General features: G+C 69.5%; 24 protein-coding genes and 2 tRNA genes. 16 read left to right on the top strand and 10 right to left on the bottom strand.

Annotation, left to right across the window (positions count from 1 at the left end):
- Window positions 1-118: 118 nt before the first annotated feature.
- Both GL325_RS11765 and GL325_RS11760 read right to left on the bottom strand, forming a co-directional pair.
- Complete coding sequence (locus tag GL325_RS11765) at window positions 119-751, bottom strand: response regulator transcription factor (protein ID WP_304518638.1); 633 nt, start codon at window positions 749-751, stop codon at window positions 119-121.
- Between the two features lie 5 nt (window positions 752-756).
- Window positions 757-1,914 carry a GAF domain-containing protein gene (locus tag GL325_RS11760; protein ID WP_187769686.1) on the bottom strand — a complete coding sequence of 386 codons (1,158 nt, stop codon included), beginning with the start codon at window positions 1,912-1,914 and terminating at the stop codon, window positions 757-759.
- A gap of 113 nt (window positions 1,915-2,027) precedes the next feature.
- Here GL325_RS11760 and GL325_RS11755 point away from each other — a divergent pair, with 113 nt between their 5' ends.
- The 4 genes from GL325_RS11755 to GL325_RS11740 all read left to right on the top strand — a co-directional run bounded on the left by GL325_RS11755 (window position 2,028) and on the right by GL325_RS11740 (window position 4,976).
- The gene (locus GL325_RS11755) at window positions 2,028-2,513 is read left to right on the top strand and encodes a universal stress protein (RefSeq protein WP_187769685.1); all 486 of its coding nucleotides are present in this window, start codon (window positions 2,028-2,030) and stop codon (window positions 2,511-2,513) included.
- Between the two features lie 150 nt (window positions 2,514-2,663).
- Window positions 2,664-3,518 (top strand): oxygenase MpaB family protein, encoded by an 855-nt coding sequence (locus GL325_RS11750; protein WP_187769684.1) that lies wholly within the window; start codon window positions 2,664-2,666, stop codon window positions 3,516-3,518.
- Window positions 3,519-3,579: 61 nt separating this feature from the next.
- Complete coding sequence (locus GL325_RS11745; RefSeq protein WP_154597254.1) at window positions 3,580-4,056, top strand: hypothetical protein; 477 nt, start codon at window positions 3,580-3,582, stop codon at window positions 4,054-4,056.
- Entirely contained in the window at window positions 4,056-4,976 is a 921-nt protein-coding gene (locus GL325_RS11740; protein ID WP_187769683.1) for an LLM class F420-dependent oxidoreductase, read from the top strand. Before GL325_RS11745 ends, GL325_RS11740 begins: the two co-directional genes overlap by 1 nt.
- A gap of 10 nt (window positions 4,977-4,986) precedes the next feature.
- On the opposite strand, the gene GL325_RS11735 is transcribed toward GL325_RS11740, so the two are convergent.
- A complete protein-coding gene (locus tag GL325_RS11735) occupies window positions 4,987-5,496 on the bottom strand; it encodes a MarR family winged helix-turn-helix transcriptional regulator (protein WP_187769682.1) in 510 nt (169 codons plus the stop codon).
- 111 nt (window positions 5,497-5,607) lie between these two features.
- On the opposite strand from GL325_RS11735, the gene idi reads away from it, so the two are divergent.
- The 7 genes from idi to GL325_RS11700 are packed head-to-tail and all read left to right on the top strand — an operon-like array spanning window position 5,608 to window position 11,253.
- Window positions 5,608-6,231 (top strand): isopentenyl-diphosphate Delta-isomerase, encoded by a 624-nt coding sequence (idi, locus tag GL325_RS11730; protein ID WP_187769681.1) that lies wholly within the window; start codon window positions 5,608-5,610, stop codon window positions 6,229-6,231.
- On the top strand, window positions 6,228-7,265 hold the full coding sequence (locus GL325_RS11725) for a polyprenyl synthetase family protein (RefSeq protein WP_187769680.1): 1,038 nt from the start codon (window positions 6,228-6,230) through the stop codon (window positions 7,263-7,265). Before idi ends, GL325_RS11725 begins: the two co-directional genes overlap by 4 nt.
- Entirely contained in the window at window positions 7,262-8,155 is an 894-nt protein-coding gene (locus GL325_RS11720; protein ID WP_187769679.1) for a squalene/phytoene synthase family protein, read from the top strand. Before GL325_RS11725 ends, GL325_RS11720 begins: the two co-directional genes overlap by 4 nt.
- Entirely contained in the window at window positions 8,152-9,747 is a 1,596-nt protein-coding gene (gene crtI, locus GL325_RS11715) for a phytoene desaturase family protein (RefSeq protein WP_187769678.1), read from the top strand. Before GL325_RS11720 ends, crtI begins: the two co-directional genes overlap by 4 nt.
- Window positions 9,744-10,073 carry a lycopene cyclase domain-containing protein gene (locus GL325_RS11710; RefSeq protein ID WP_187769677.1) on the top strand — a complete coding sequence of 110 codons (330 nt, stop codon included), beginning with the start codon at window positions 9,744-9,746 and terminating at the stop codon, window positions 10,071-10,073. Before crtI ends, GL325_RS11710 begins: the two co-directional genes overlap by 4 nt.
- Window positions 10,070-10,381 carry a lycopene cyclase domain-containing protein gene (locus GL325_RS11705; RefSeq protein WP_187769676.1) on the top strand — a complete coding sequence of 104 codons (312 nt, stop codon included), beginning with the start codon at window positions 10,070-10,072 and terminating at the stop codon, window positions 10,379-10,381. The genes GL325_RS11710 and GL325_RS11705 overlap by 4 nt, the downstream gene beginning before the upstream one ends.
- Complete coding sequence (locus tag GL325_RS11700; protein WP_187769675.1) at window positions 10,378-11,253, top strand: prenyltransferase; 876 nt, start codon at window positions 10,378-10,380, stop codon at window positions 11,251-11,253. Before GL325_RS11705 ends, GL325_RS11700 begins: the two co-directional genes overlap by 4 nt.
- On the opposite strand, the gene GL325_RS11695 is transcribed toward GL325_RS11700, so the two are convergent.
- Both GL325_RS11695 and GL325_RS11690 read right to left on the bottom strand, forming a co-directional pair.
- Window positions 11,240-11,977, bottom strand: a complete 738-nt coding sequence (locus GL325_RS11695) for a glycosyltransferase family 2 protein (RefSeq protein WP_223111254.1) — start codon at window positions 11,975-11,977, stop codon at window positions 11,240-11,242. The two genes, GL325_RS11700 and GL325_RS11695, sit on opposite strands and share 14 nt — an antisense overlap.
- Window positions 11,974-12,522 (bottom strand): hypothetical protein, encoded by a 549-nt coding sequence (locus tag GL325_RS11690; protein WP_154597262.1) that lies wholly within the window; start codon window positions 12,520-12,522, stop codon window positions 11,974-11,976. The genes GL325_RS11695 and GL325_RS11690 overlap by 4 nt, the downstream gene beginning before the upstream one ends.
- A 180-nt stretch (window positions 12,523-12,702) precedes the next feature.
- On the opposite strand from GL325_RS11690, the gene GL325_RS11685 reads away from it, so the two are divergent.
- Window positions 12,703-12,867 carry a hypothetical protein gene (locus tag GL325_RS11685; RefSeq protein WP_187769674.1) on the top strand — a complete coding sequence of 55 codons (165 nt, stop codon included), beginning with the start codon at window positions 12,703-12,705 and terminating at the stop codon, window positions 12,865-12,867.
- A gap of 68 nt (window positions 12,868-12,935) precedes the next feature.
- Here GL325_RS11685 and GL325_RS11680 read toward each other — a convergent pair whose 3' ends face one another.
- A complete protein-coding gene (locus GL325_RS11680; protein ID WP_154597263.1) occupies window positions 12,936-13,463 on the bottom strand; it encodes a hypothetical protein in 528 nt (175 codons plus the stop codon).
- A gap of 513 nt (window positions 13,464-13,976) precedes the next feature.
- On the opposite strand from GL325_RS11680, the gene GL325_RS11675 reads away from it, so the two are divergent.
- From GL325_RS11675 to GL325_RS11660, 4 genes are all read left to right on the top strand, one after another.
- Window positions 13,977-14,402, top strand: coding sequence for a very short patch repair endonuclease (locus GL325_RS11675; protein ID WP_187769673.1), 426 nt, complete (start codon window positions 13,977-13,979; stop codon window positions 14,400-14,402).
- The gene (locus tag GL325_RS11670; RefSeq protein WP_255956133.1) at window positions 14,399-15,937 is read left to right on the top strand and encodes a DNA cytosine methyltransferase; all 1,539 of its coding nucleotides are present in this window, start codon (window positions 14,399-14,401) and stop codon (window positions 15,935-15,937) included. The genes GL325_RS11675 and GL325_RS11670 overlap by 4 nt, the downstream gene beginning before the upstream one ends.
- A 12-nt stretch (window positions 15,938-15,949) precedes the next feature.
- Entirely contained in the window at window positions 15,950-17,407 is a 1,458-nt protein-coding gene (locus GL325_RS11665) for a hypothetical protein (protein WP_187769672.1), read from the top strand.
- Window positions 17,408-17,599: 192 nt separating this feature from the next.
- Window positions 17,600-17,893, top strand: coding sequence for a hypothetical protein (locus GL325_RS11660; RefSeq protein WP_187769671.1), 294 nt, complete (start codon window positions 17,600-17,602; stop codon window positions 17,891-17,893).
- Between the two features lie 194 nt (window positions 17,894-18,087).
- On the opposite strand, the gene GL325_RS11655 is transcribed toward GL325_RS11660, so the two are convergent.
- The 4 genes from GL325_RS11655 to gyrA form a co-directional block, all read right to left on the bottom strand.
- Window positions 18,088-18,163, bottom strand: a tRNA-Ala gene (locus GL325_RS11655).
- A gap of 143 nt (window positions 18,164-18,306) precedes the next feature.
- Window positions 18,307-18,381: transfer RNA gene (locus tag GL325_RS11650), tRNA-Ile, on the bottom strand.
- Between the two features lie 93 nt (window positions 18,382-18,474).
- Window positions 18,475-19,467 (bottom strand): DUF3566 domain-containing protein, encoded by a 993-nt coding sequence (locus GL325_RS11645; RefSeq protein ID WP_255956131.1) that lies wholly within the window; start codon window positions 19,465-19,467, stop codon window positions 18,475-18,477.
- A complete protein-coding gene (gene gyrA, locus GL325_RS11640; protein WP_230081716.1) occupies window positions 19,460-21,955 on the bottom strand; it encodes a DNA gyrase subunit A in 2,496 nt (831 codons plus the stop codon). The genes GL325_RS11645 and gyrA overlap by 8 nt, the downstream gene beginning before the upstream one ends.
- Between the last annotated feature and the right edge of the window lie 137 nt (window positions 21,956-22,092).

Here is a 22,092-nt window from a genome sequence, read left to right as displayed (position 1 = left end):
GACGATCCACAGCGTGGGCGGATGAAGGCAGTGGTCCAGGACCGGGGTGGCGACTTTGTCCGCGGCAAGGGGTGTGCAAGTCGTGACCGCTCGCGGCCGTATCTCGGCCAGGCAGTTGTCAATCCTTCCAGGCGGCGACCTGGCCGCGCCGCTCCAGCCCGAGCTTCGCGAGCACCGTCGACACGTAGTTCTTGACAGTCTTCTCGGACAGGAACAGATGCGCGGCGATCTCGCGGTTCGAGTGACCCAGGCGCAGTTGGTCGAAGACCTTGCGCTCCTGGGCGGTGAGGTCGGCGAGGGGATCGGGGGCGGCCTGGTGGCGCAGCCGCTCGAGGACTGAGCGGGTCACGGCCGGGTCGAGCAGGGACTGGCCCGCGGCGACGCGCTGGACGGCGTCGACCAGGTCGTTGCCACGCACCTGCTTGAGCAGGAACCCCGAGGCGCCGGACATGATGGCGTCGAACAGGGCCTCGTCGTCCTCGTAGGACGTGAGGATGAGCACGGCGGTGTTCTCGGCGGACAGGCGAACCCGCCGGCACAGCTCGATGCCCGAGCCGTCGGGCAGCCGTGCGTCGAGCACGGCCACGTCCGGCTGGAGCCGCTCGATGGCCTCGGCCGCCTCGGCGACCGTGCCGGCCTGGCCCACGACGGTGATGGTCCCGGAGTCCTCGAGCAGGTCGCCGACCCCGCGGCGGACCACCTCGTGATCGTCGAGCAGGAAGACGCGGATCAGATCAGTCGCTTCGGTCACGGGGGTCAGCCTACGGAAGCCGCTCCGGTTTGAACTCCGTTCCCGACCGGAACGCTCCAGACCAGGCGGGTGCCGACCCCTTCCGGACCCGGCTCGATCGTCAGCGTGCCACCCGCGCGACGGGCGCGCTCCTGCAGATTCGCCAGGCCGCTGGCCGGCACGTGGTCACCCATGCCGATCCCGTCGTCGGTCACGCTCGCGACGACACGGTCCGGCTCGACGTCCAGGCACAGGTCGACCTTCGAGGCGTGCGCGTGGCGGATCACGTTGGCGAGGGCCTCGTTCATGACCGCGTGCACGTCGCTGCGCAGACCGATGTCCAGCACCGCCAGGTCACCTTGGACCTCGATCGTCGGGGCGAATCCCAGAGGCGCCGCCGTGGCCTTCAGCATGCGGACCAGACGCGCGCCGTCGGTGGCCGGATCGGAACCGAGGGCGAAGATCGCCCCGCGCAGGTCGGCGATGGCCCGGTCGACGTCATCGACCGCTTGGGAGGCGCGTTCGGCCCAGGGCTCGGGCACGTGGCGCGCGACCCGGTCGACCGCCAACCCGACCGCGAACAACCGACCGATCACGAGGTCGTGCAGGTCGCGGGCGATCCGGTTGCGGTCCTCGACGACGGCCAGGCGCGTCAGCTCGGCGCGGGTGCTGGCGAGCTCGTCGAAGAGCCGGGCGTTGCTGATCGCCGTGCCGGCCACGGCGGCCAGGCCGGTGACCAGACGCTCGTCGTCGGCGGTGAAGCCACCGGTCTTCTCGGTGAGGTACAGGTCGCCGAAGACCACGCCGTTGACCCGGACCGGGACACCGAGGAACGCGCCCATCGGAGGATGGTTCGGGGGGAATCCCACCGAGTCCGGGTGCGAGGCGACGTCCTCGAGACGCAGCGGACACCCGTCGCGCAGGACGACCCCCAGCACTCCGTGGCCGCGGGGCAGCCGGCCGATCGACTCCGCGGTGTCGGGATCGATGCCCTCGACCAGGAACTCGACCAGCTCGTCGTCGGAGTCGCGGCCCAGCACGCCCAGGGCGGCATACCGCGCACCGGTCAGCTCACGGGCCTGGTCGATGATGCGCCGCAACAGGCTGTCGAGGTCCAGGTCCGACGTCACCGCGACCGCGGCATCGACGATGTTCTCCCACCGAATCCGGTCCAGTTCGTCCACCCGCCCACCGTACCGACCCGGTCGGGCCCAAGGTCCCAGCAACTCGTGACATTCGACCCTGCCGACTCCTCACCTGCCGACGCACAATGGAGAGGTACGAAAGGAACGATTCGATGAGCAGCAACAACACCATCGTCGTCGGCGTCGACGAGACCCCCGCCGGAGCCTCCGCCCTGAAGTGGGCAGCCCGTGAGGCGGAGTTGCGTGACGCCGAACTGAAGATCGTTCACGTCTGGCAGATCGACGCCGCGGTCGCCATGGCCGGTGCAGAAGTGCCGTGGATGGCCTACGAGTCCGACGCCCGTTCGAACGCCGCCCGCTGGGTGACCGAGACCATCGGCGCCCAGGATCCGAGCGGTCGTCCCCGCCGCATCGACGTGGTCCAGGGCGCCCCCGGCCCGACCCTCGTCGAGGCCTCCCGCGAGGCCGACATGCTGGTGGTGGGGACTCGCGTCCACACCGGTATCAGCCGGGTCCTGTTCGGTTCGGTCAGCCACTACTGCCTGACGCACGCCCAGTGCGTGGTCGTGGCGGTTCCGACCGTCTCGACGGGCGACGTGCTGGACGTGGAGTCGGCCGACGAGCTGGTCGACCACTGAGGCGCGCCGGGACCCAGGTCCCGGCCGCTCCACCGTCGTGGTCGACGCGTCCCCCCGGCGTCGGCCCTCGCACGGGGCCTCATTCCCCCCTCGGAGGCCCCATCTCCCGCAGTCCCGGCGGCACTGTGCCGCCGGGACTACGTTGGTTCCATGATCGAGAGGGTCCGTGAGCACGCCGGATCGGTGATCTTCGCCCGAGTCGCGGGACCTGAGGGCCCACGTCGCCGCGAGCGCATCCACGCCACCGAGGGCCCGAGGCGGTTCGCCCCGGACGACCCGATCTGGCGGGTGCACAGCGACGCCTCGATGTTCGTCGGCGGCATCCGCGCGCTGCTGCTGCAGTCCCTGCACCCGCTGGCGATGGCCGGCGTGGACCAGCACTCGGGCTTCCGCGGCGACCCGTGGGGACGCCTGCAGCGGACCAGCGGCTTCCTCGCCGAGACGACGTTCGGCACCATCGAGCACGCCGACCGCTCGATCGGCGCGGTCCGACGGATTCACGAACGGGTCCGGGGGACCGCCGACGACGGTCGTCCGTACGCCGCGTCCGACCCGCACCTGCTGCGATGGGTGCACGTGGCCGAGGCCGACTCCTTCCTGCGCGCCCACGACCGGTACGGGTCCCGCCGCCTCTCACCGACCGAGCGTGATCGCTACGTGGCCCAGTCCGCGGTGACCGCTCGACTGCTGGGTGCCACCGATCTGCCCGAGGACGTCGCCGCACTCGAGGAGGCCCTGCGCGCGTACCGTCCCGAACTCCACAGCACGCCCGCCGCCCGCGAGGCGGCCCGCTTCATGCTGTTGCGCCCGCCAGTTCCGTGGGCGATCCGTCCGCCGTACGGCCTGCTCGCCGCCGCTGCCGTGGGCCTGTTGCCGCGGTGGGCACGCGTCCCGTTGCGCCTGCCATGGCTGCCGATCACGGAGGCGACCGCCGTCCGGGCGGGCGGCACCGTGGTCACCCGCGCGATCGGCTGGGCGATGTCGCCCCCCGAGCGCTCCACATGAGGTTCCCGCCGAATCGGGCAACAATGGGGGGCGAACCCACCTCGATCCAAGGAGTGCCCCCGTGAAGAAGCTCGCGCTGTTGACCGCTGTCGGCGTCGGATACGTCCTCGGAACCCGTGCCGGCCGCGGCCGCTACGAACAGATCAAGCAGCAGGCCGAGAAGGTCTGGAACACCGAACCGGTCCAGGCGACCGCCCAGAAGGCGCAGGACACGGCGAAGACCACCGCCAGCGACGTGGGCCACCGCGCCGCCGAGACCGCCAAGGACGTCACCAGCACCGTGACCGAGAAGGTCAAGACCGCCGCCGACTTCTCGAAGGACGACGCGTCCTCGACCTCGTCCAGCCAGTCGGCCGCCGCGGCCGATGCCGATGCGGCCGCTCCCGCGTACAGCACCAGCAGCGAAGGCCTGCGCGCCGACGCCGCCGAGGCCGACGCCGCCGCCGCCTTCGACATCGACGAGGCGGGCTCGGACGACCTCGCCTCGCAGCCGTACCCGTTGGGCGCCGACGACACCGTCGACGGTTCTCGCCCCTGATGCACCTGCGGATCTTCACCGAGCCCCAACAGGGCGCGTCCTACGACGACCTGCTCGCCGTGGCGCAGGAGAGTGAGCGGCTCGGCTTCGACGCCTTCTTCCGCTCCGACCACTACCTCGCCATGGGTGGTGACGGGCTGCCCGGTCCGACCGACGCCTGGATCACGCTGGCCGGTCTGGCCCGCGAGACCTCGACGATCCGGCTCGGGACCCTCGTCACCAGCTCGACGTTCCGGCTGCCCGGGCCGCTGGCCGTCAGCGTGGCCGGCGTCGACCAGATGAGCGGTGGACGCGTCGAGTTGGGGCTCGGTGCGGGCTGGTTCGACGACGAGCACCGGGCATACGGGATCCCGTTCCCCGCCACGCCCGAGCGCTTCGACCGTCTCGAGGAGCAGCTCGAGATCATCACGGGCCTGTGGGCCGACACCTCGGGTGCGTTCTCGTTCGAGGGAACGCACTTCCAGGTGCAGGCCTCGCCGGCCCTGCCCAAGCCGGTCCAGGACCGCGTGCCGGTGATCATCGGAGGCAAGGGCAAGCGCCGCACGCCCGCCCTGGCGGCGCGGTTCGCCGACGAGTTCAACGTCCCGTTCGTCTCGGTCGACGAGACCCGCACCCTGTTCGGGCGGGTGCGCTCGGCGTGCGAGACGGCCGAGCGCGATCCCGACTCGCTCGTGTACTCCAACGCGCTCGTGCTGTGCGCCGGCGCGGACGAGGCGCAGATCGCGCGCCGGGCCGCCGCCATCGGCCGTGAGGTCGATGAGCTGCGCGAGAACGGTCTGGCCGGGACCCCGGCCGAGATCCTCGAGCGGATCGGGCAGTTCGCCGACGCCGGGACCGAGCGGATCTACCTGCAGGTCCTGGACCTGTCCGACCTGGACCACCTGCGGCTCGTGGCCGAGGAGATCCTGCCCCACGTCTGAGCCGCGAGGGTCACGGCCGGGTGACGTCGAGCCGGTCCCGCTCCATCTCGCGGGTCAGCGCCTCGAGGAACTCGATCAACGCGGGTCGCGCGCTCTCGGGCACGGCGGCGGCGATCTTCTTCATCCGGTCGTGCATGTCGGCCAGGTGGGCGTCCATCTGGCTGCGGGCCAGGTCGGTCGGCAGGAGGATCACCGACCGCCGGTCCGTCGGGTGCGGGGCCCGCGTCAGATGACCCGAGGCGACGAGCCGGTCGACCAGGGTCGTGACGGCCGCGGTCGAGATGCCGAGGTGATCGGCCAGCTTCCGCGGCGTCACGCCACCGGGCGACGCCCGGGGCGCGTCCGGAGTGTCCGGAGTGTCCGGCTCCACGGCGCGCATGACGTGCCTGATCGACCGCAGGTCGGTCGGATTGACGTGCATGGCGGCGCTCAGCCGCGCCCGCATGTCACGGTCGGCCCGCACGAGGTGGCGTACCGCACGCAGCAAGGCGCGCTCGTCGTCGGTGTACTCGTGCGTCATCGGAGGGTTCTGGGGGTGGTGCGACGACACCTGCACAGACTACACTTTCTTTTAGAACTTGATATCTAGATTGCTTAGCAATAATCTGCAAGGGTCGTCGAGGAGGCGCCCATGGAGACCGTGCTGCACCAGAACTCGGCGAGCCGCGAGCCCGACCGGTTGCCCCCGGGCGACCCGCGGGACCTCGTCGTGCTCCTCGATGACGACCACCAGCCCCGCGGCACGGCCTCCCGATCGGCCGTCCACAGCCACTACACGCCGTTGCACCTGGCCTTCTCCTGCTACCTCTTCGACGCCGACGACCGGTTGCTGGTGACCCGCCGGTCCTTGACCAAGCGGTCCTGGCCGGGCGTGTGGACCAACTCCTTCTGCGGCCACCCGCGCCCACAGGAGTCGCTCCTGGACGCTGTGCGCCGCCATGGACGCAGCGAGCTCGGTGTGGACACCCACGACATCCGCCCGGTCCTGCCGGAGTTCTCCTACCGTGCCGTCGATGCGGCCGGAGTGGTCGAGAACGAGTTCTGCCCCGTCTTCGTCGCCCGCGCCGACGGCGCCGTCACGCCGCATCCCGACGAGGTCGCCGAGCTGGCGTGGATCACCGTCGATGACCTGCGCGACACGATCCGCGTCGCCCCGTGGGCGGTCAGCCCGTGGCTCGTCGCCCAGACCCGCGCGCTCGACGAGTCCGACGCGTGGCACCTGCTGCGCCCGGTCGGGACGGAGACCGCACCATGAGCCTGCAGGACGAGCTCGACGACCTGGTGAGTCCGGCCCAGGTCCCCGACCTGAGCCGCGACCACGGCGCCCTGATGGCCGCCGTCGAGGTCGGTACCTCGGGAGGCAAGCGCTTCCGGCCCTGGCTCGTGACGAGCGTGCACACCGCGTTCGCGGGCACCCAGCCCGAGTCCGTGGTCGACCGGGCCGCCGCCGCCACCGAGCTGTTGCACACCGCCTTCGTGGTCCACGACGACGTGATCGACAACGACGACACCCGCCGTGGGCGGCCCAGCGTCCCGGGTTGGTTCCGCGCCGACGCGATCGCGCTCGACACCGCGCCCGACGACCAGGACACCTACACCCGCGCCGGCGCGATCCTGGCCGGCGACCTCGCCCTGGCGGCGGCGATCCGCGCGGTCGCGACGTGCGGTGCCGACGCGCTCACGACCGGCCGACTCCTCGACCTGCTGGACGACACGCTGCACGCGTCGGCGGCCGGCGAGCTGGCCGACGTCCGGCTGGCGCTCAGTCCGCGGATGCCCGATGCCCAGGAGGCCCTCGCCGTCGCCGAGCACAAGACGGCCGCCTACTCGTTCGTGCTGCCGATGCAGGCCGGGGCCGTGCTGGCCGGAGCCACCGACGACGACGTCGCGGCACTCGGCGAGATCGGTCGCAGCCTCGGCATCGCCTTCCAACTGCGCGACGACGTCCGCGCGATCTTCGGCGACCCGGTCGAGACCGGAAAAGACCGGCTGGGGGACCTGCGCGAGGGCAAGCGCACCCCGTTGATGGTGCACGCCTCGCAGACCTCCTCGTGGCCGCGGATCGCCCCGCACCTGGGCGACCCACACCTGACCGAGACCACCGCGGCCACCGTGCGCGAGCTGCTGGAGTCCTGCGGTTCGCGCGGACACATCGAGGAGCTGGCCGACCAACACATCGAGATCGCCCGCGAGCAGTCCCGCTCGCTCGGACTCGACGCGGCCCTGTTCGAGCCGCTCCTGACCCATGCGTGGAGCGACGTCCCGTCCCCGCGTGCCGGTGCCGCATGAACGCACCCTGGACCCACGACCGCGACCAGCAGCCCACGACCGGGTACGAGCTGTACGACGAGGTCGCCGAGAAGAGCGCCGCGCTGGTCATCAAGCGGTACTCGACCTCGTTCGGCATGGCCTCGCGCCTGCTGAACGGGCCCGTGCGCACCCGCGTGCGCAACATCTACGCGCTGGTCCGGGTCGCCGACGAGATCGTCGACGCGCCGCGCCCCCTCGGCGAGCCGGCCGACCAGCTGCGGCTGATCGACGCGCTGCAGGCCGAGGTCCACGAGTCGCTGCGCACGGGGCACAGCGCGAACCTCGTGGTGCACGCCTTCGCCCGCACCGCGCGGTCGTGCGGCATCGGTACCGATCTGGTCGATCCCTTCTTCGCCTCGATGCGCACCGACCTCTTCCGCGTGGAGCACGACGAGGCCAGCTTCGCGGCGTACGTCTACGGGTCGGCCGAGGTCGTCGGCCTGATGTGCCTGCGAGCCTTCCTCGCCGGGCGCCCCGAGGCCGACCGCGAGTACGCCGCCCTCGCTCCGGGCGCCCGGCGGCTGGGCGCCGCGTTCCAGAAGGTCAACTTCCTGCGCGACCTCGCCGCCGACCGCGACCAGCTGGGACGCAGCTACTTCCCGGGCCTGGACCCCGACCGCTTCGACGAGGCCGCGCGCGACCGGTTCCTCGACGACATCGACGCCGACCTGGGGGCGGCGGCCGCGGTCATCCCGGCTCTTCCCGTCGGCAGTCGTCGTGCCGTCTCGGCGGCCCACGCGCTCTTCGCCGAGCTGTCCCACCGGCTGCGAGCCGCATCGCCCGAGCGCATCCGGACCGAGCGCATCCGCGTCCCCGGACCGGTGAAGGCGCGCATCGTGGCGCGAGCGGTGATGGTGGGCGCCGGATGAGCCGCGTCTCGGTCATCGGCGGCGGCATCTCGGGCCTGGCCACCGCCGCACTGCTGGCCGCCGACGGGTGGTCCGTGGACCTGTTCGAGCAGCGGACCGAGCTCGGGGGCCGCGCCGGCAGTTGGAGCAGTGGCGGCTTCCGGTTCGACACCGGGCCGTCCTGGTACCTGATGCCCGAGGTCTTCGACCACTTCTTCCGCCTGCTGGGCACGACGTCGGCCGAGCAGCTCGACCTCGTCCGGCTCGACCCCGGCTACCGGGTCTTCTTCGAGGGCAGTGACCAGCCCGTCGACGTGCGCGCCACCCGCGCCGAGAACGTCGCCCTGTTCGAGTCGCTCGAGCCCGGGGCGGGCGCCCGGCTCGAGGAGTACCTCGACTCGGGCAGCGACACGCACCAGATGGCGATCGACCACTTCCTCTACACGAGCTTCGACCGGCCGACGAACCTCGCGCACCCGGACGTGGTGCGACGCCTGCCGCGCCTCGCCGAGCTGCTGGGCCGCTCCCTGGAGTCGTTCGTCGGGTCGCGGTTCGCCGATCCGCGCCTGCGGCAGGTGCTGGGGTACCCGGCCGTCTTCCTTGGCTCCTCGCCCTCGCGGACGCCGAGCATGTACCACCTCATGAGTTGGATGGACCTCGCCGACGGGGTCCGCTATCCCCAGGGCGGCTTCTCGACCGTCATCGACGCGATCGCGGCCCTGGCCGCCTCGCACGGGGTCCGCATCCACACCGGCGCGACGGTCGTCGGCATCGACACCGAGCGCGGCGACCGGCGGCGTCCGTCGCGGCGGCGGGCCCGCGTCACCGGCGTCACCGTACGGACGTCCGACGGCATCGAGCAGGTACCCGCCGACGTCGTCGTCGGCGCCAACGACCTGCACCACCTCGAGACCCGGCTGCTGCCCGAGCACCTGCGCACGTACCCCGAGTCGTGGTGGCAACGTCGCGATCCCGGACCGGGTGCCGTCCTGGCCTACCTCGGAGTGCAGGGTCGCCTGCCCGAACTGGCGCACCACTCGATGTTCTTCACCAGCGACTGGGACCGGAACTTCGACGACGTGCTCGGCCGTCCCGGCCGCGTCCCCGACCCGGCGTCCTCCTACGTCTGCCGGCCCTCGGCCACCGACCCCTCCGTGGCTCCCGCGGGCGATGAGAACGTGTTCGTCCTGGTGCCCGTGCCCGCCGACGTCCGGCTCGGGCGCGGTGGGATCGACGGCGCCGGCGACCCCGCGGTCGAGAAGGTCGCGGACGCGGCGATCGGCCAGATCGCCCAGTGGGCCGGCGTGCCGGACCTCGCCGAGCGTGTCGTCGTCCGCCGCACGGTCGGGCCCCGGGACTTCGCCGACGATCTCAACGCCTGGTCCGGCGGCGCGCTCGGCCCGGCCCACGTGCTGCGCCAGAGCGCCTTCCTGCGCGCGAACAACGCCTCGCGTCGAGTCGACGGGCTGCTGTACGCCGGATCCAGCACGATCCCGGGCATCGGTCTGCCGATGTGCCTGATCAGTGCCGAGCTGGTGCTCAAGCGCCTGCGCGGCGACCGGTCCGCCGGACCCTCACCCGAACCCGGAATCGGCACTACGGTGGTCGCGTGAGCTGGCTCTACCTCGCCTCGGTGATCGGTGCGGGCTTCTGCATGGGTCTGGTCGACCACCGGTGGCGGCTCTTCGCGTTCCGCATCCCGCGCGTCGCGCTCGCCGTCCTGGCCTCCGGCTTCGTCTTCTTCCTCCTCTGGGACCTCGTGGCCCTCGAGATCGGCGTCTACGGCAGGGGCGAGTCGCCCGCGATGACCGGCATCGAGCTCGCCCCGCACCTCCCGCTGGAGGAGCTGTTCTTCATCGTCTTCCTCTGTTACGTCACCGGAGTCCTCCACGGACTGTTCGGTCTCCTGCTGCGCCAGCGCGAGTCGGTGCGCCGATGACCTACCTGCAACTGGCGACCGTCTTCGTCGCGGTGACCCTGCCTGTCCTGGCCGTCGCGGTGTTCGTCCGTCGTCCGGATCGGCGCTGGTGGGCCGCGACCGGCCTGACCGCCCTGGCCCTGTGCGTGCTGACCGCCGTCTTCGACAGCATCATGATCGCTGCGGACCTGTTCCGTTTCGACGAGTCGTCCCTCATCGGCATCCACGTGGGACTCGCCCCGATCGAGGACTTCGCGTGGCCGATCGCGGCGACCGTCCTCGTGTCGGCGCTGACACTGCTGCTCGACCGCGACGAGGCACGGGCGTGAGCCCTCTGGGACAGGTGCTGGCCTCGTCCCGTCCGCTGTCCTGGGTCAACACGGCGTTCCCGTTCGGTGCGGCCTACCTGCTGGCCGGGGGCGGGCCCGACGCCCTGTTCTGGCTGGGCTGCCTGTGGTTCCTGATCCCCTACAACCTGCTCATGTACGGGATCAACGACGTCTTCGACTACGAGTCCGACCTGCGCAACCCGCGCAAGGGCGGCGTCGAAGGTGTCGTCCTGGACCGCCGCGTCCACCGGCTGACCATCTGGGCCGCGGTGGTCTCGAACGTGCCGTTCGTCGTGCTGTTCGCCGCCGTCGGATCGGTCGCGTCCAATCTCGTCCTCGCGATCAGCATCTTCGCCGTGGTGGCGTACTCGGCGCCGGTCCTGCGCTTCAAGGAGCGGCCCTTCCTGGACTCGATCACCTCCAGCACCCACTTCGTCAGCCCGGCGGTGTTCGGGCTGGCCCTGGCCGATGCCCGCGGTCACGAGGTCGAACTCGGTGTCACGGTCGTGGCCGCGCTCGCCGGCTTCTTCCTCTGGGGCGTCGGATCCCACGCCTTCGGCGCCGTGCAGGACGTCACGGCCGATCGCGCGGCGGACATCGGCTCGATCGGCACGGTGCTGGGCGCCCGCAACACCACGTGGTTCGCGCTGGCGGCCTACCTGCTGGCGGGGGTGTGCCTGCTGGCGCTGCCGTGGCCCGCGACCCTGGCCGCGCTGCTGGTGCTGCCGTACGCCGCGAACATCGCTCCGTTCCTGTCGGTCACCGACGAGACGTGCGAGCAGGCGAATGCGGGCTGGCGCAGGTTCCTGTGGCTCAACTTCCTCACCGGCTTCCTGGTGACCCAGCTGCTGATCTGGATCAGCCTGCGCTGATCCGCCGGATCCGGTCCTGCCAACGCGTCCACGGGGGACGGACGGCCCAGTTCAGCCGCAGCGTCGTGACGGCCCGCCCCATCCGGCGCCGCAACTGCGGCCAGCCGCGCAGGGACCGGGCCGACACCCCGACGCGCAGGCCGCGGTCGTAGCGGATCACCGACTCCGGTCCGAGGACGAAGGACAGGTCCATGTCGTCGTGGACGTCGTCGAGCCGGTGCACCTCGTCGCGGACCCGCTGCCAGCTGGTGCGTCGCACCGCCATGCTCGAGCCCCACAGGGGCACGTGCGCCAGCGCGAGGTAGGTCAGCACGAAGTAGGCACCCAGGTAGACGAGTGCGGCGGGAGGTCGCAGGACGGCGGGCAGGTCGTGGAACCGGCCGGGGCCCGTGACGGCGTCGACCCTGGGGTCGGACATGGCTCGCGCGATCTGGGCGACCCAGTCGGGTTCGGGGCGCGAGTCGGCGTCGAGGCGGGCGATGACGTCGCCGGTCGCGGCATCGTAGCCGCACGCCGCGGCGACGGGGATGCCGAGCCGGGGCTCGGTCACGACACGTGCTCCGTACGTGCGCGCCACCTCGGCCGAGGCGTCGGTGCTGGCGTTGTCGACCACGACGACCTCGTCGGGCGCCACGGTCTGGCGGGCCAGCAGGCGCAGGCAGGCGCCGAGCTCGACGGCGTCGTCGTGGACCGGGATCACGACGGAGATGCGAGGACGGGTCACTGCGGCTCCGCCATGTCGGTGCAGCTGACGATGAGCGCGGCGACCACCGCTCCGAGGGCTCCGGCGGCCAGGTCGCCGATCGTGTCGTCGTAGCCGACCTGGATGCGCTCGTCGAGGTACGTGTGACCCAGCCACTCGCCGAACTCCCAGAGCACGGCCAGGGTGACGGCGGCCGTGGCGGTCGTGACGAAGGCGCCGAGCGCGGGACGGCCGATCCGGGGATCGCGGTGCCGGGGCAGCGCGTCGGCGCGCACGAGCACCTGCCAGGTGATGACGGCGATGAGCCCGGTGGCGGTCGCATGGACCACGAGGTCCAGGGCCGGGATGGCCACGTACCAGTCGAGCTGGGCCGCCCAGCCGCCGAGCAGCAGGGTGCCGCAGTACGCCAGGTCGAGCCACGGTGACGAGCCGATCGCCCGCGGAACGAACAGCGCTCCGAGGACGAGGAAGAACAGGGCGAAGCCGAGCCACCCGCCCTCGATCGTCGCCGCGACGAGGCTGATGACACCTGCCGCGCGCAGGACATCGGGGGCGGTCAACGGCATTCGGCCATCCTACTGAGCCGGTCGTGCACGGGCCGGGCGCGGCGGCCGTTCTGCGGTGAAATGACAGGAAACTACATGCGTGTAGTTTGTCCACACCTCTGTGCACACCTGGGGACAACGCCGTCGTCTGTCCACAGGTTCGTCCCCAGCCGTGAAGGAACCGGGGGAGGTCACCGTGTCGTGGGTGACCCCGGACGACCGGGCTCGCGATCGGAGCGTCGCTTCGGCGCCGCGCGTGTGGTCGAGGTCGCCCTCCCGCCCGGACTCGACGAGGGGACGTCGCTGATGATCACCGCGCCGCGCTACGACGGTCTCGAGGTGACACCCGCGCAATGGGCCTGCTGAAGCCGGCACGACGACATCGGGTGACCCGCCTGGCTGGCGGATCACCCGAGAGGTCGTGGATCGGTCGGTCAGCGACGCGTCGCGTCGGGGCCCTGGCCCGGATCGGGCGGCAGGACCTCGTCGCGCGTGACGTCCGTGCGCGTCTCGCGGTACTCGCCACCGGCGACCGCGGGGTCGGCGGCCGTCGTCGTCTCGCGCGTCTCGTACGTCTCGGTCACGTTGCCGTGCTTGTCGGTCGTGACGTCCGGGTCGATCTTGTCGGCCTGCGTCGAGTGGTGCTCGGCGTGCTGCTTGACCTCGGTGGCCTCGCCCTCGAGCTTGCCGGCTCGCTGCTCGAGCCGCTCGGCGTCCAGCCGGGCCTGCTCGGCGTCCGCGCGGGCAGCGGCGGCCTCGGCCTCCGTCTGGCGAGCGGTGACCGTGGCTTCATGGGCCTCGTCGCGCAGGCGTGCGGCCTCCTCGCGGTTCTCGCGCTCCTTCTCGAGCCGGCGCTGCTCCTTCGCCTGACGGCCCTTGGTGAGGGCCCAGACGAGGGCGGCGACCAGCAACACCGCCACGACGGCGATCAGTACCCAGACCCAGGTGTCGATGTTGTCCATGGGTTTTCTCCTCCACGGGCGCGGCTGCGTCGGTCGACACTGGAGCGCCGAGCCCTCCACCCTTGGTACCGCAGGAGAACCGGGGGCGCTCGTTGGGAGATTCGCGAGGGGACTCAGTGACGTGAGCGGGACACGTCGCCCTTAGGTTCCTGTGAGCCCGCGCGTCCCCACGCGATGAACGCCCACAGCCACCCGGCCAAGAGCACCAGCCAGAGTGTCAACTCGGCTATCCCGATGCCTCCGAGGAACGGGGCGGCCACCAACACCAACAGGACGGGCAGGAGCGCTTTACGGCGTGGTGTCATCTCGATCTCCTGCGTCGTCACCCACGACCACGCGTCGCCGTCGTACGGGGCGCGTGTCTCCCCGCGAGGCATCACGGCGAGTGGCTCATATGTAGTGCACGGGCGGACGCGGTGTCCAGACCCGGGAAGACTCCTCGAGGATGGGTCCAAGGGATCCCAAGACGTCAGCGCACTGGCGTGGGCGTCCGGACTGATCAAGGATGGAACCATGCCGGCGTACGAGAGTTGGGCGTCCAGTCCGGCATCACGCAAGGTCATGCGAGCCAACAAGGGCCGTGACACCTCGCCCGAACTGGCCGTGCGGCGGATCCTGCACGCCCATGGCCTGCGCTACCGCGTCAACCGGCGTCCCGAGTCGACGCTGCGGCGGACGGCCGACATCGTCTTTCCCACGCAGCGCGTCGCTGTCTTCATCGACGGCTGCTACTGGCACGCGTGCCCCGAGCACGGGACCCAGGCCCGCACCAACGCCGACTACTGGTCGACAAAGCTCGCGGGAAATGTCGCTCGCGACAGGGACACGAACGAACAACTTCAATCGCTCGGATGGACTGTCCTCAGATTCTGGGAGCATGAGGATCCCGCCGCAGTCGCGTCACAGATCACCGGCGCCGTGCGCAGGCTTCGCGAGTGACGCGCACATCCTCAGACATGCCTCTGGCCTCGCGTTCTTGTGGGTGTCCTGGTGCTAAGCTGACGAACGTGCGTTCGAGCTCTCCTGCCTTCACTTTCATCGACCTTTTCGCGGGCATCGGTGGCTTCCACGCCGCCATGAAGGCTCTTGGCGGCGAGTGCGTCTACGCCGTGGAGATCGACAAGCAGGCTGCGCGCGTCTACGAGGCGAATTGGGGCCACCCCGCCCTCGGGGACATCACGGAGGACGCTGACGACGATCTGGGAGTCATGAACGTGCCCCCGCATGATGTGTTGTGCGCGGGATTTCCGTGCCAGCCGTTCTCGAAGTCCGGCGCGCAGCGCGGCATGGACGAGACGCGCGGGACCCTGTTCTTCAACATCGCCTCGATCATCAAGGCCCACCGCCCCAGCGTGGTGATGCTCGAGAACGTCCGCAACCTCATCGGCCCGCGTCACGAGCACGAGTACGCCGTCATCATCGAGACGTTGCGTGAGCTCGGCTACCACGTCTCCGACGTGCCCACTGTGTTCTCTCCTCACCTTCTGCCGCCAGAGCTCGGAGGAGCGCCGCAGGTCCGAGAGCGGGTCTTCATCACCGCGACCTACGCCCCCGACCAGGTGGCGAAGGACGTCGAGTTCGGCGGCCCTCTTCCCGCGGCGACGATGGCTGACAAGTTCGGTGACTTCGACCCCAAGCGCGACTGGCACATCGAGGATCTCCTCGACGACACGCACAACGTCCCGGGCTGTGAACTAACGGATGCCGAGACGCACTGGATCAGTGCATGGGACGAGTTCGTCCAGATCATGCGGCCGCTCATGGGAGGACGTCCCCTGCCGGGCTTCCCTATCTGGGCGGACGCCTGGCTCGATTTCCCGGAGATGAGCCGGATCAGCTGGTCGGCGAAGTCCATCACGATTCCGGCTGCGGTGACGATGCCGACCGTCGACTCGTCCCTGCCGGCGTGGAAGCAGAGCCACCTTCGGAAAAACTACGACCTCTTCGCCCGCCACTTCGCCGACATCATCCCCTGGGCCCATCAGTGGAGGCTCTACAGCGAGGTCTTTCCGCCATCACGGCGCAAGCTTGAATGGCAGGCGCAGGACTCCAAGTCTCTGTGGGACACCGTGATGCATATGCGTCCCTCAGGACTGCGAGCGAAGAAGCCCAACTACCTGCCCGCACTGGTCGCCATCACGCAGACGTCGATCATCGGAAGTCGAGAACGTCGTATCTCGCCGCGAGAGACCGCGCGCCTGCAGGGATTGCCCGACACGTTCATCTTCCCCGACCAGCCCGACTCGGCGACGTACAGGCAGATGGGCAACGGTGTAAACGTCGGTGCCGTCTGGCACGTCTTCCGACGTCACGTCGAGCGGGATCGCGCCCTCCTGAGTGGCAACGGAGTGGCTGGGGCCCGTATCGTCGAGGCAGTGGCTGGCGCGCCCAGCCGATCCAGCGAGATCCTGGCCCAGCACCAGCCGCCTTGCACTGATCGGACGGTCTGCCGGACGGCGCATCGACGCGGGTGATTTAGTTCTCGCGTGAACAGAAGCATCCAAGATCCGCTGCCGTTCATCCCTGCCGAAACAACGGCCGAGGCCATCGCTCGCATCTATGCTCTGACCGGCGCTCCAGTGCAGTCCAGAGGCGAGAAGCGCGCGCTCGTGGCTCTCCGAGATGCGCTCCACCTCGACGTCGACGTTGTTCGCACGAATGCAGTCCTGGGCGAGAGGCTCGCTGGCGCCCTCGACCTGATGTGGGATCGCGGCGAGTTCACCGAGCGGAACAAGGTCAATCTCGCCGGTCTGAATGCGCTTTTGGATGGCGCCTACCGCGCCTACGACCGCGGATCGCTCAGTCGTCTACGAGACATGATTCCAGAGACACTCGACGGGCCCGGATGGGAGTCTTTCCAACCGGCCGTCTCCAAGATCGAGGCCGTAACCCGGATCGCGGCTCTGACCGGTGCACCCTCGGAGTGGCTTGGTCCGGGCAGCAAGGAGCACAAGTCCGTACTGGTGAACCTTGCAGATCGTGTGCTTCCGGACGCCGCCCTTGACCGGACGAGCAAGACCCGCCTGGGTCGCGACCTCGCACACGCCTTCGGCGCTCGCTGGACGGACGACTGCTACTCCACTGGCGAGACGATCTCACTCAAGGGCCTCAATACGATTCTCGCCGGAGCGGAACGCCGACTCGGGCGCCTGGGGAGCAATACAGGCGATGTCTTGATCTCACCCGAGAGTGAGGGCGCCGCTCTCGCGGCGGCACTCAACGATGGCTGGCGCTCGGAACCCTGGGACGGCGTCAAGTGCATCGAGTGGATGCGTGATTCGAACGTCCGCGGATACAACGAGAACGAGTGGCAGGGCTGGTACTTCGAGGCACGAGGACGGGAGATCCTCAACGCTGCTTTCACACCTGCGGCCGTGCCACCGAGGTCCCGTTACGGGAACACGACCTTCGACTACAGGCTCAACCACGTGTGGGACCTGAAGGCTCACACCAGCGAGCAGAGGCATCCAATGGATGGGTCACTCAAGCGGCGTCGCGATCAGGTCATCCTCAACGACGCGGCGGCTATCCGGGAGTGTGTCGCTGACCAAGGGCTCGGTTTCCTGGTCCTGTCTGGCCAAGGCGTGATGGACGACGACGGCTCCTTCGTCTCGTGGCATCGCGCGTTCAAGGCGGTTCAGGGCGGGAAGGTCGCACCATCGAATTCAGGCAAGTCGCGCCCTCGGAAGAGCGCCTTCATCCCCCTCGCGATAGAAGCCTTCTGGATTGCCGACCTCCCAGCTCTCAACGCCGCGATCTCGGCTGGACATCTCGCGGTGAAGCCTCAGGGCCGCCAGGCGCCGAAGGAGTCGGGTGGATCCGGCGCTGCTCGGGCTGACAAGTTCCACATGGACCTCGGGCGCGCACGGTCTGATCTGCGCGTGGCAGAGCGAACGTGGCGCCGCACGTCCTTTCGTTCGGCTGCTTACTCCAAGGCGCCGTGAGACGTCGAGCACGAGTAGTCGTGGTTGCTCCGCTGTGCTCGAACACGTCCACCACGCCGTCTACCGCGGTTTGGCCCATGCCAACTCAGCGAGAGACTAGATGCCGCCACGCAAGCTCAAACCCACGATGCGGGGGCCGTCGATCAGTTCATTTCGCAACGAGTGAAATGGTTGAAGGCCTAGCATCAACGCGTGCGTAAAGAAGATTTGATCAGCTCGATCGCAGAAGTCGCAGGAATTCCTGACCCAGGTGCTGGCGTGGGATCATCCGTGTACAAGTCGTTATTCGTGGGCCTATGCCTCAAGTTCGGGATCGACCCCAACGGCACCATGCCCCAGTTGGCTCAGCGAATCGTCACGGCGGCGGACCTGCCCTACAACGCCCGACTTTTCGACAGTCGGCTCACCCCATCAAAGGGTGGCTCGACTGTGACACTCGAGGGGTTGCGGGCCATCCTCGAGGCGGTAAGGAAGTTGAAGGCCTGAGGGATTCCCGGACCGCCCTAGCCTAGGGAGAAAGGAGATCTCGCGGACGGCTCACCAGTGGATTGCCCCTCGTGACCTGTGGATCCGAGACCAGGCCAAGTAGGACCGCGATAGGACCGGTCAACCTCTTACGGATGACGCCGTCGGATCCTGACCCGGACATCCACCGGACCGCACGCTCGCCTGCGATCTAATGGTGGAGCCTAGGGGACTCGAACCCCTAACCCCCTGCTTGCAAAGCAGGTGCGCTACCAATTGCGCCAAGGCCCCCGGTGGGAGTGATCAGACCGTATCGCTGTGCGCGGCCCACGGATCGGGCTGTGCGGCGGACTTGCGGCGGCGGGAGAACCAGACGGCCCCGGCGACCGCGGCCGCGAGGGTGAGAAGCTTCTTCATGTCGATCCTCCTTCGGGTGGGCCTAGATGGACTTGAACCATCGACCTCTTCCTTATCAGGGAAGCGCTCTAACCGAGCTGAGCTATAGGCCCCGGGCAGCAATAGAAGAGATTACCGCAAGCCCCTGGGGGACTTCCAATCGGGTCCGCGCGTGCTGCGCTCGCGGACCCGATCGGTCGCCGTGGTCAGCGGCGTTCGCCGAACGTGACCTCGATTCCGCCGAGAATCCCGGCGGCGAGGTTGTACAGGTGAGCAGCGATCGTGGCCAGGGCGGACATGAAGATCACGTTGAGGCTCGAGACCAGCAGCGTCAGGCCCACGACCCGGCCGAAGCCGAGGTAGTCGGTGACGTCGAAGCCCGAGGCGTCGTCGGCGAGCACGTTGGAGACGCTGTCGTTCAGCGAGCCCCACACGCCGGTGATCTGCATGACGAGCCAGAACACCGTCACCGCGACGACGCTGACGACCATCAGGGACACCGAGACGACGAACGCCATCTTGGTGACGCTCCAGGGGTCGACGTGCTTGACCTTGAGCTGGGCCGAGCGGGTCGTGGCCGACTCCGCGGCCGGGGCCGTCGACGTGGTCGAGGACTTGCTCGGAGCGCTCTTGGCAGCAGGCTTGCTCGGCGCGGCCGGCGCCGTCTTCGTCACCGGAGCGGGCTTCGGCTCGCCCGGGCGGGGGACCACGGGAGCCGGGGCCTTCGGCGCGGGCGCGGTGGGCGCGCTCGCGGCCGCAGCTGCGGCACCGGCGGCCGCGGCGGCCGCGACGGGGCCGGCCGGCTTCTTGGACTCGGTCGGCTGGGCCTTCGGCTGCTGCTTCGGGGCGGACTGGTCCGCCTTCTGCTGCGGCTTGGGCGCCGGCTTCTTCTCCGGCGCCTCACGCGGGACGGCCTTGAACGTCTGCGTGGGACGGTCGTCTCCGGTCGGCGGCGCCTTGGCGTCACCGGGGGCCGGCTGGTCGTCACGGACCGCCGGGATCACCGCCGTGGCGTCGGGGGCCGCCTTCGTCGTGCGGGCGTACTCGGCCTTGCTCAGTGGACGGCGTGCCGAGACCGTCGGACCCGTGCCGTTCGACTTGGCCTTGGGCTGCACACCGTTGGACTTCGCACCGTTCGGCTGAGTGCCGTTCTGTGGCGTGCCGTTCTGCTGGCCGTCGCCGGGCTTCTGGTCAGTCACTGTCGTCCCCACTCGTGTTCGACTCCTCGGCCGGCTCCGCGGCGTCCTCGACGGTCAGATCGGTGTTGCGCGCGATGGTCACGACCCGATCGTTCCCCTTGAACTTCACGAAACTCACTCCCATCGTGCCACGTCCCTTCACAGGAACACCGGACACGAGGCTTCGCGTGATCTGGCCGTGCTCGGTCACGCTGATGACGTCATCGTCGTCACGCAGGACCAATCCACCCACCAGCTCCCCACGGGACTCGGTGATCTGCATGGCCTTGATGCCCAGACCGCCACGTCCCTGGACGCGGTACTCGTCGATGCGCGTCTTCTTGGCGAAGCCGCCGTCGGTGACGGTGAAGACGTAGAGCTGCTGGCTCTCGTCGTCCTTGCCCTCCTCGTCGGCACCCGCCTTGATGACGGTCATCGACAGCAGCGAGTCGTCGTCGCGGAACTTCATGCCCGTGACGCCGGACGTCGCGCGGCCCATCGGACGCAACTGCTCGTCGTCGGCCCGGAAGCGGATCGACTGCGCCTTGCGGCTGATCAGCAGGATGTCGTCCTCGGGCGAGACCAGCTCGGCACCGACCAGCTCGTCGTCCTCGTCGCGGAAGTTGATCGCGATGACGCCGGCCTGGCGCGGGCTGTTGTAGTCCGTGAGGCGGGTCTTCTTGACCAGACCGCGCTTGGTGGCGAGCACCAGGTACGGCGCCTGCTCGTAGTCGCGGATGGCCAGGACCTGGGCGATCTCCTCGTCCGGCTGGAACGCCAGCAGGCCGGCGACGTGGCCGCCGCGGGCGTCACGGCCGCCCTCGGGCAGGTGGTACGCCTTGGCACGGTAGACCCGGCCGGCCGTGGTGAAGAACAGGATCCAGTGGTGGGCCGTCGTGGAGAACACGTGCTCGACGACGTCCTCGCCGCGCAGCGAGGCACCGCGCACGCCCTTGCCGCCACGGTTCTGGACCCGGTACAGATCGGTCTTGGTGCGCTTGGCGTAGCCGCCCTTGGTGATCGTGACGACCAGGTCCTCGTCGGGGATGAGGTCCTCGTCGGACAGGTCGCCGTCGGCGGCGATGATCTTGGTGCGTCGGTCGTCGCCGTACTTGTCGACGATGACGGCCAGCTCCTCGCCGACGATCTCGCGCTGGCGGGCCTCGCTGGCCAGGATCAGCTTGTAGGCGGCGATCTCCTGCTCGATGGCGGCGAGGTCGTCGATGATCTTCTGGCGCTCGAGGGCGGCCAGACGACGCAGCTGCATGTCGAGGATGGCGGTGGCCTGGAGCTCGTCGATGTCGAGCAGCTCCATCAGACCCTGGCGCGCCTCGTCGACGGTGGGGCTGCGCCGGATCAGCGCGATGACGTCATCGAGCAGGTCGAGGGCCTTGACCAGGCCGCGCAGGATGTGGGCGCGCTCCTCGGCCTTGCGCAGGCGGTACTCGGTGCGGCGCCGGATGACGCTGATCTGGTGAGTGATCCAGTGCGAGATGAACCCGTCGAGGGTCAACGTGCGCGGCACGTCGTCGACGATCGCCAGCATGTTCGCGCTGAAGTTCGTCTGCAGGTCGGTGTGCTTGTAGAGGTTGTTCAGCACGACCCGCGCCACGGCGTCGCGGCGGATCTCGATGACGATGCGGCGGCCGGCGCGATCGCTGGACTCGTCGCGCAGGTCGCTGATGCCCTGGACCCGGCCGCTCTGGGCGAGGTCGGCGATCTTGCGCATCAGGCCGTCCGGGTTCACCTGGTAGGGCAGCTCGGTGACGACGAGCTGCATCCGTCCCTTGGTGTCCTCCTCGATGCTGACCACGGCGCGCATCGGGACCGAGCCGCGGCCCGTGCGGTACATGTCCTCGATGCCGCTGGTGCCGACGATCAGGCCGTCAGTCGGGAAGTCGGGGCCCTTGATGCGCTCCAGCAGGGCCTCGAGGAGCTCCTCGCGGGAGGCCTCGGGGTGCTCGAGCGCCCACTGGACGCCCTCGGCGACCTCGCGCAGGTTGTGCGGCGGGATGTTCGTGGCCATGCCGACCGCGATGCCGGCCGAGCCGTTGACCAGCAGGTTCGGGATGCGCGCCGGCAGGACGGTCGGCTCCTGCGAGCGGCCGTCGTAGTTGGCCTTGAAGTCGACGGTCTCCTCGTCGATGTCCTTGACCATCTCCATGGCGATCGGCGCGAGCTTGCACTCGGTGTACCGCATGGCGGCCGCGGGATCGTCGCCCGGCGAGCCGAAGTTGCCCTGGCCGCTGATCATCGGCGCCCGCATCACCCACGGCTGCGCGAGACGCACGAGGGTGTCGTAGATCGCCGAGTCGCCGTGCGGGTGGTACTGACCCATGACGTCACCGACGATGCGGCTGCACTTGTTGAAACCGCGGTCGGGGCGGTAGCCACCGTCGTACATCGCGTACAGGACGCGGCGGTGCACCGGCTTGAGGCCGTCGCGCACGTCGGGCAGCGCGCGAGAGACGATGACGCTCATCGCGTAGTCGATGTACGACCGCTGCATCTCGTCCTGCAGCTCGACCGGTTCGGTGCGGTCGGTTTCGATCGGGGAGTCGGTCACTTCTGTGTCCTTCGTTCCGTGGCCTGGCTACTGCGGCTCGCTGTGCTCACCGTGCTGCCGGACCACCGGTGGTCCATGGG

It is taken from the genome of Aeromicrobium sp. 636 (genome assembly GCF_024433585.1).
GTDB classification, from domain to species: Bacteria; Actinomycetota; Actinomycetes; order Propionibacteriales; family Nocardioidaceae; genus Aeromicrobium; species Aeromicrobium senzhongii.
The sequence above is the reverse complement of the archived record's forward strand: the minus strand, read 5'-3'. Positions and strand labels throughout refer to the sequence as shown.

Bases quoted from the DNA above. Each gene is read 5' to 3' on its own strand.
- GL325_RS11755 (WP_187769685.1), top strand. From the start codon at position 2,028: ATGAGCAGCAACAACACCATCGTCGTCGGCGTCGACGAGACCCCCGCC.
- GL325_RS11750 (WP_187769684.1), top strand. From the start codon at position 2,664: ATGATCGAGAGGGTCCGTGAGCACGCCGGATCGGTGATCTTCGCCCGA.
- GL325_RS11740 (WP_187769683.1), top strand. From the start codon at position 4,056: ATGCACCTGCGGATCTTCACCGAGCCCCAACAGGGCGCGTCCTACGAC.
- GL325_RS11735 (WP_187769682.1), bottom strand. From the start codon at position 5,496: ATGACGCACGAGTACACCGACGACGAGCGCGCCTTGCTGCGTGCGGTA.
- idi (WP_187769681.1), top strand. From the start codon at position 5,608: ATGGAGACCGTGCTGCACCAGAACTCGGCGAGCCGCGAGCCCGACCGG.
- GL325_RS11725 (WP_187769680.1), top strand. From the start codon at position 6,228: ATGAGCCTGCAGGACGAGCTCGACGACCTGGTGAGTCCGGCCCAGGTC.
- GL325_RS11720 (WP_187769679.1), top strand. From the start codon at position 7,262: ATGAACGCACCCTGGACCCACGACCGCGACCAGCAGCCCACGACCGGG.
- crtI (WP_187769678.1), top strand. From the start codon at position 8,152: ATGAGCCGCGTCTCGGTCATCGGCGGCGGCATCTCGGGCCTGGCCACC.
- GL325_RS11705 (WP_187769676.1), top strand. From the start codon at position 10,070: ATGACCTACCTGCAACTGGCGACCGTCTTCGTCGCGGTGACCCTGCCT.
- GL325_RS11690 (WP_154597262.1), bottom strand. From the start codon at position 12,522: ATGCCGTTGACCGCCCCCGATGTCCTGCGCGCGGCAGGTGTCATCAGC.
- GL325_RS11680 (WP_154597263.1), bottom strand. From the start codon at position 13,463: ATGGACAACATCGACACCTGGGTCTGGGTACTGATCGCCGTCGTGGCG.
- GL325_RS11675 (WP_187769673.1), top strand. From the start codon at position 13,977: ATGCCGGCGTACGAGAGTTGGGCGTCCAGTCCGGCATCACGCAAGGTC.
- gyrA (WP_230081716.1), bottom strand. From the start codon at position 21,955: ATGCAGCGGTCGTACATCGACTACGCGATGAGCGTCATCGTCTCTCGC.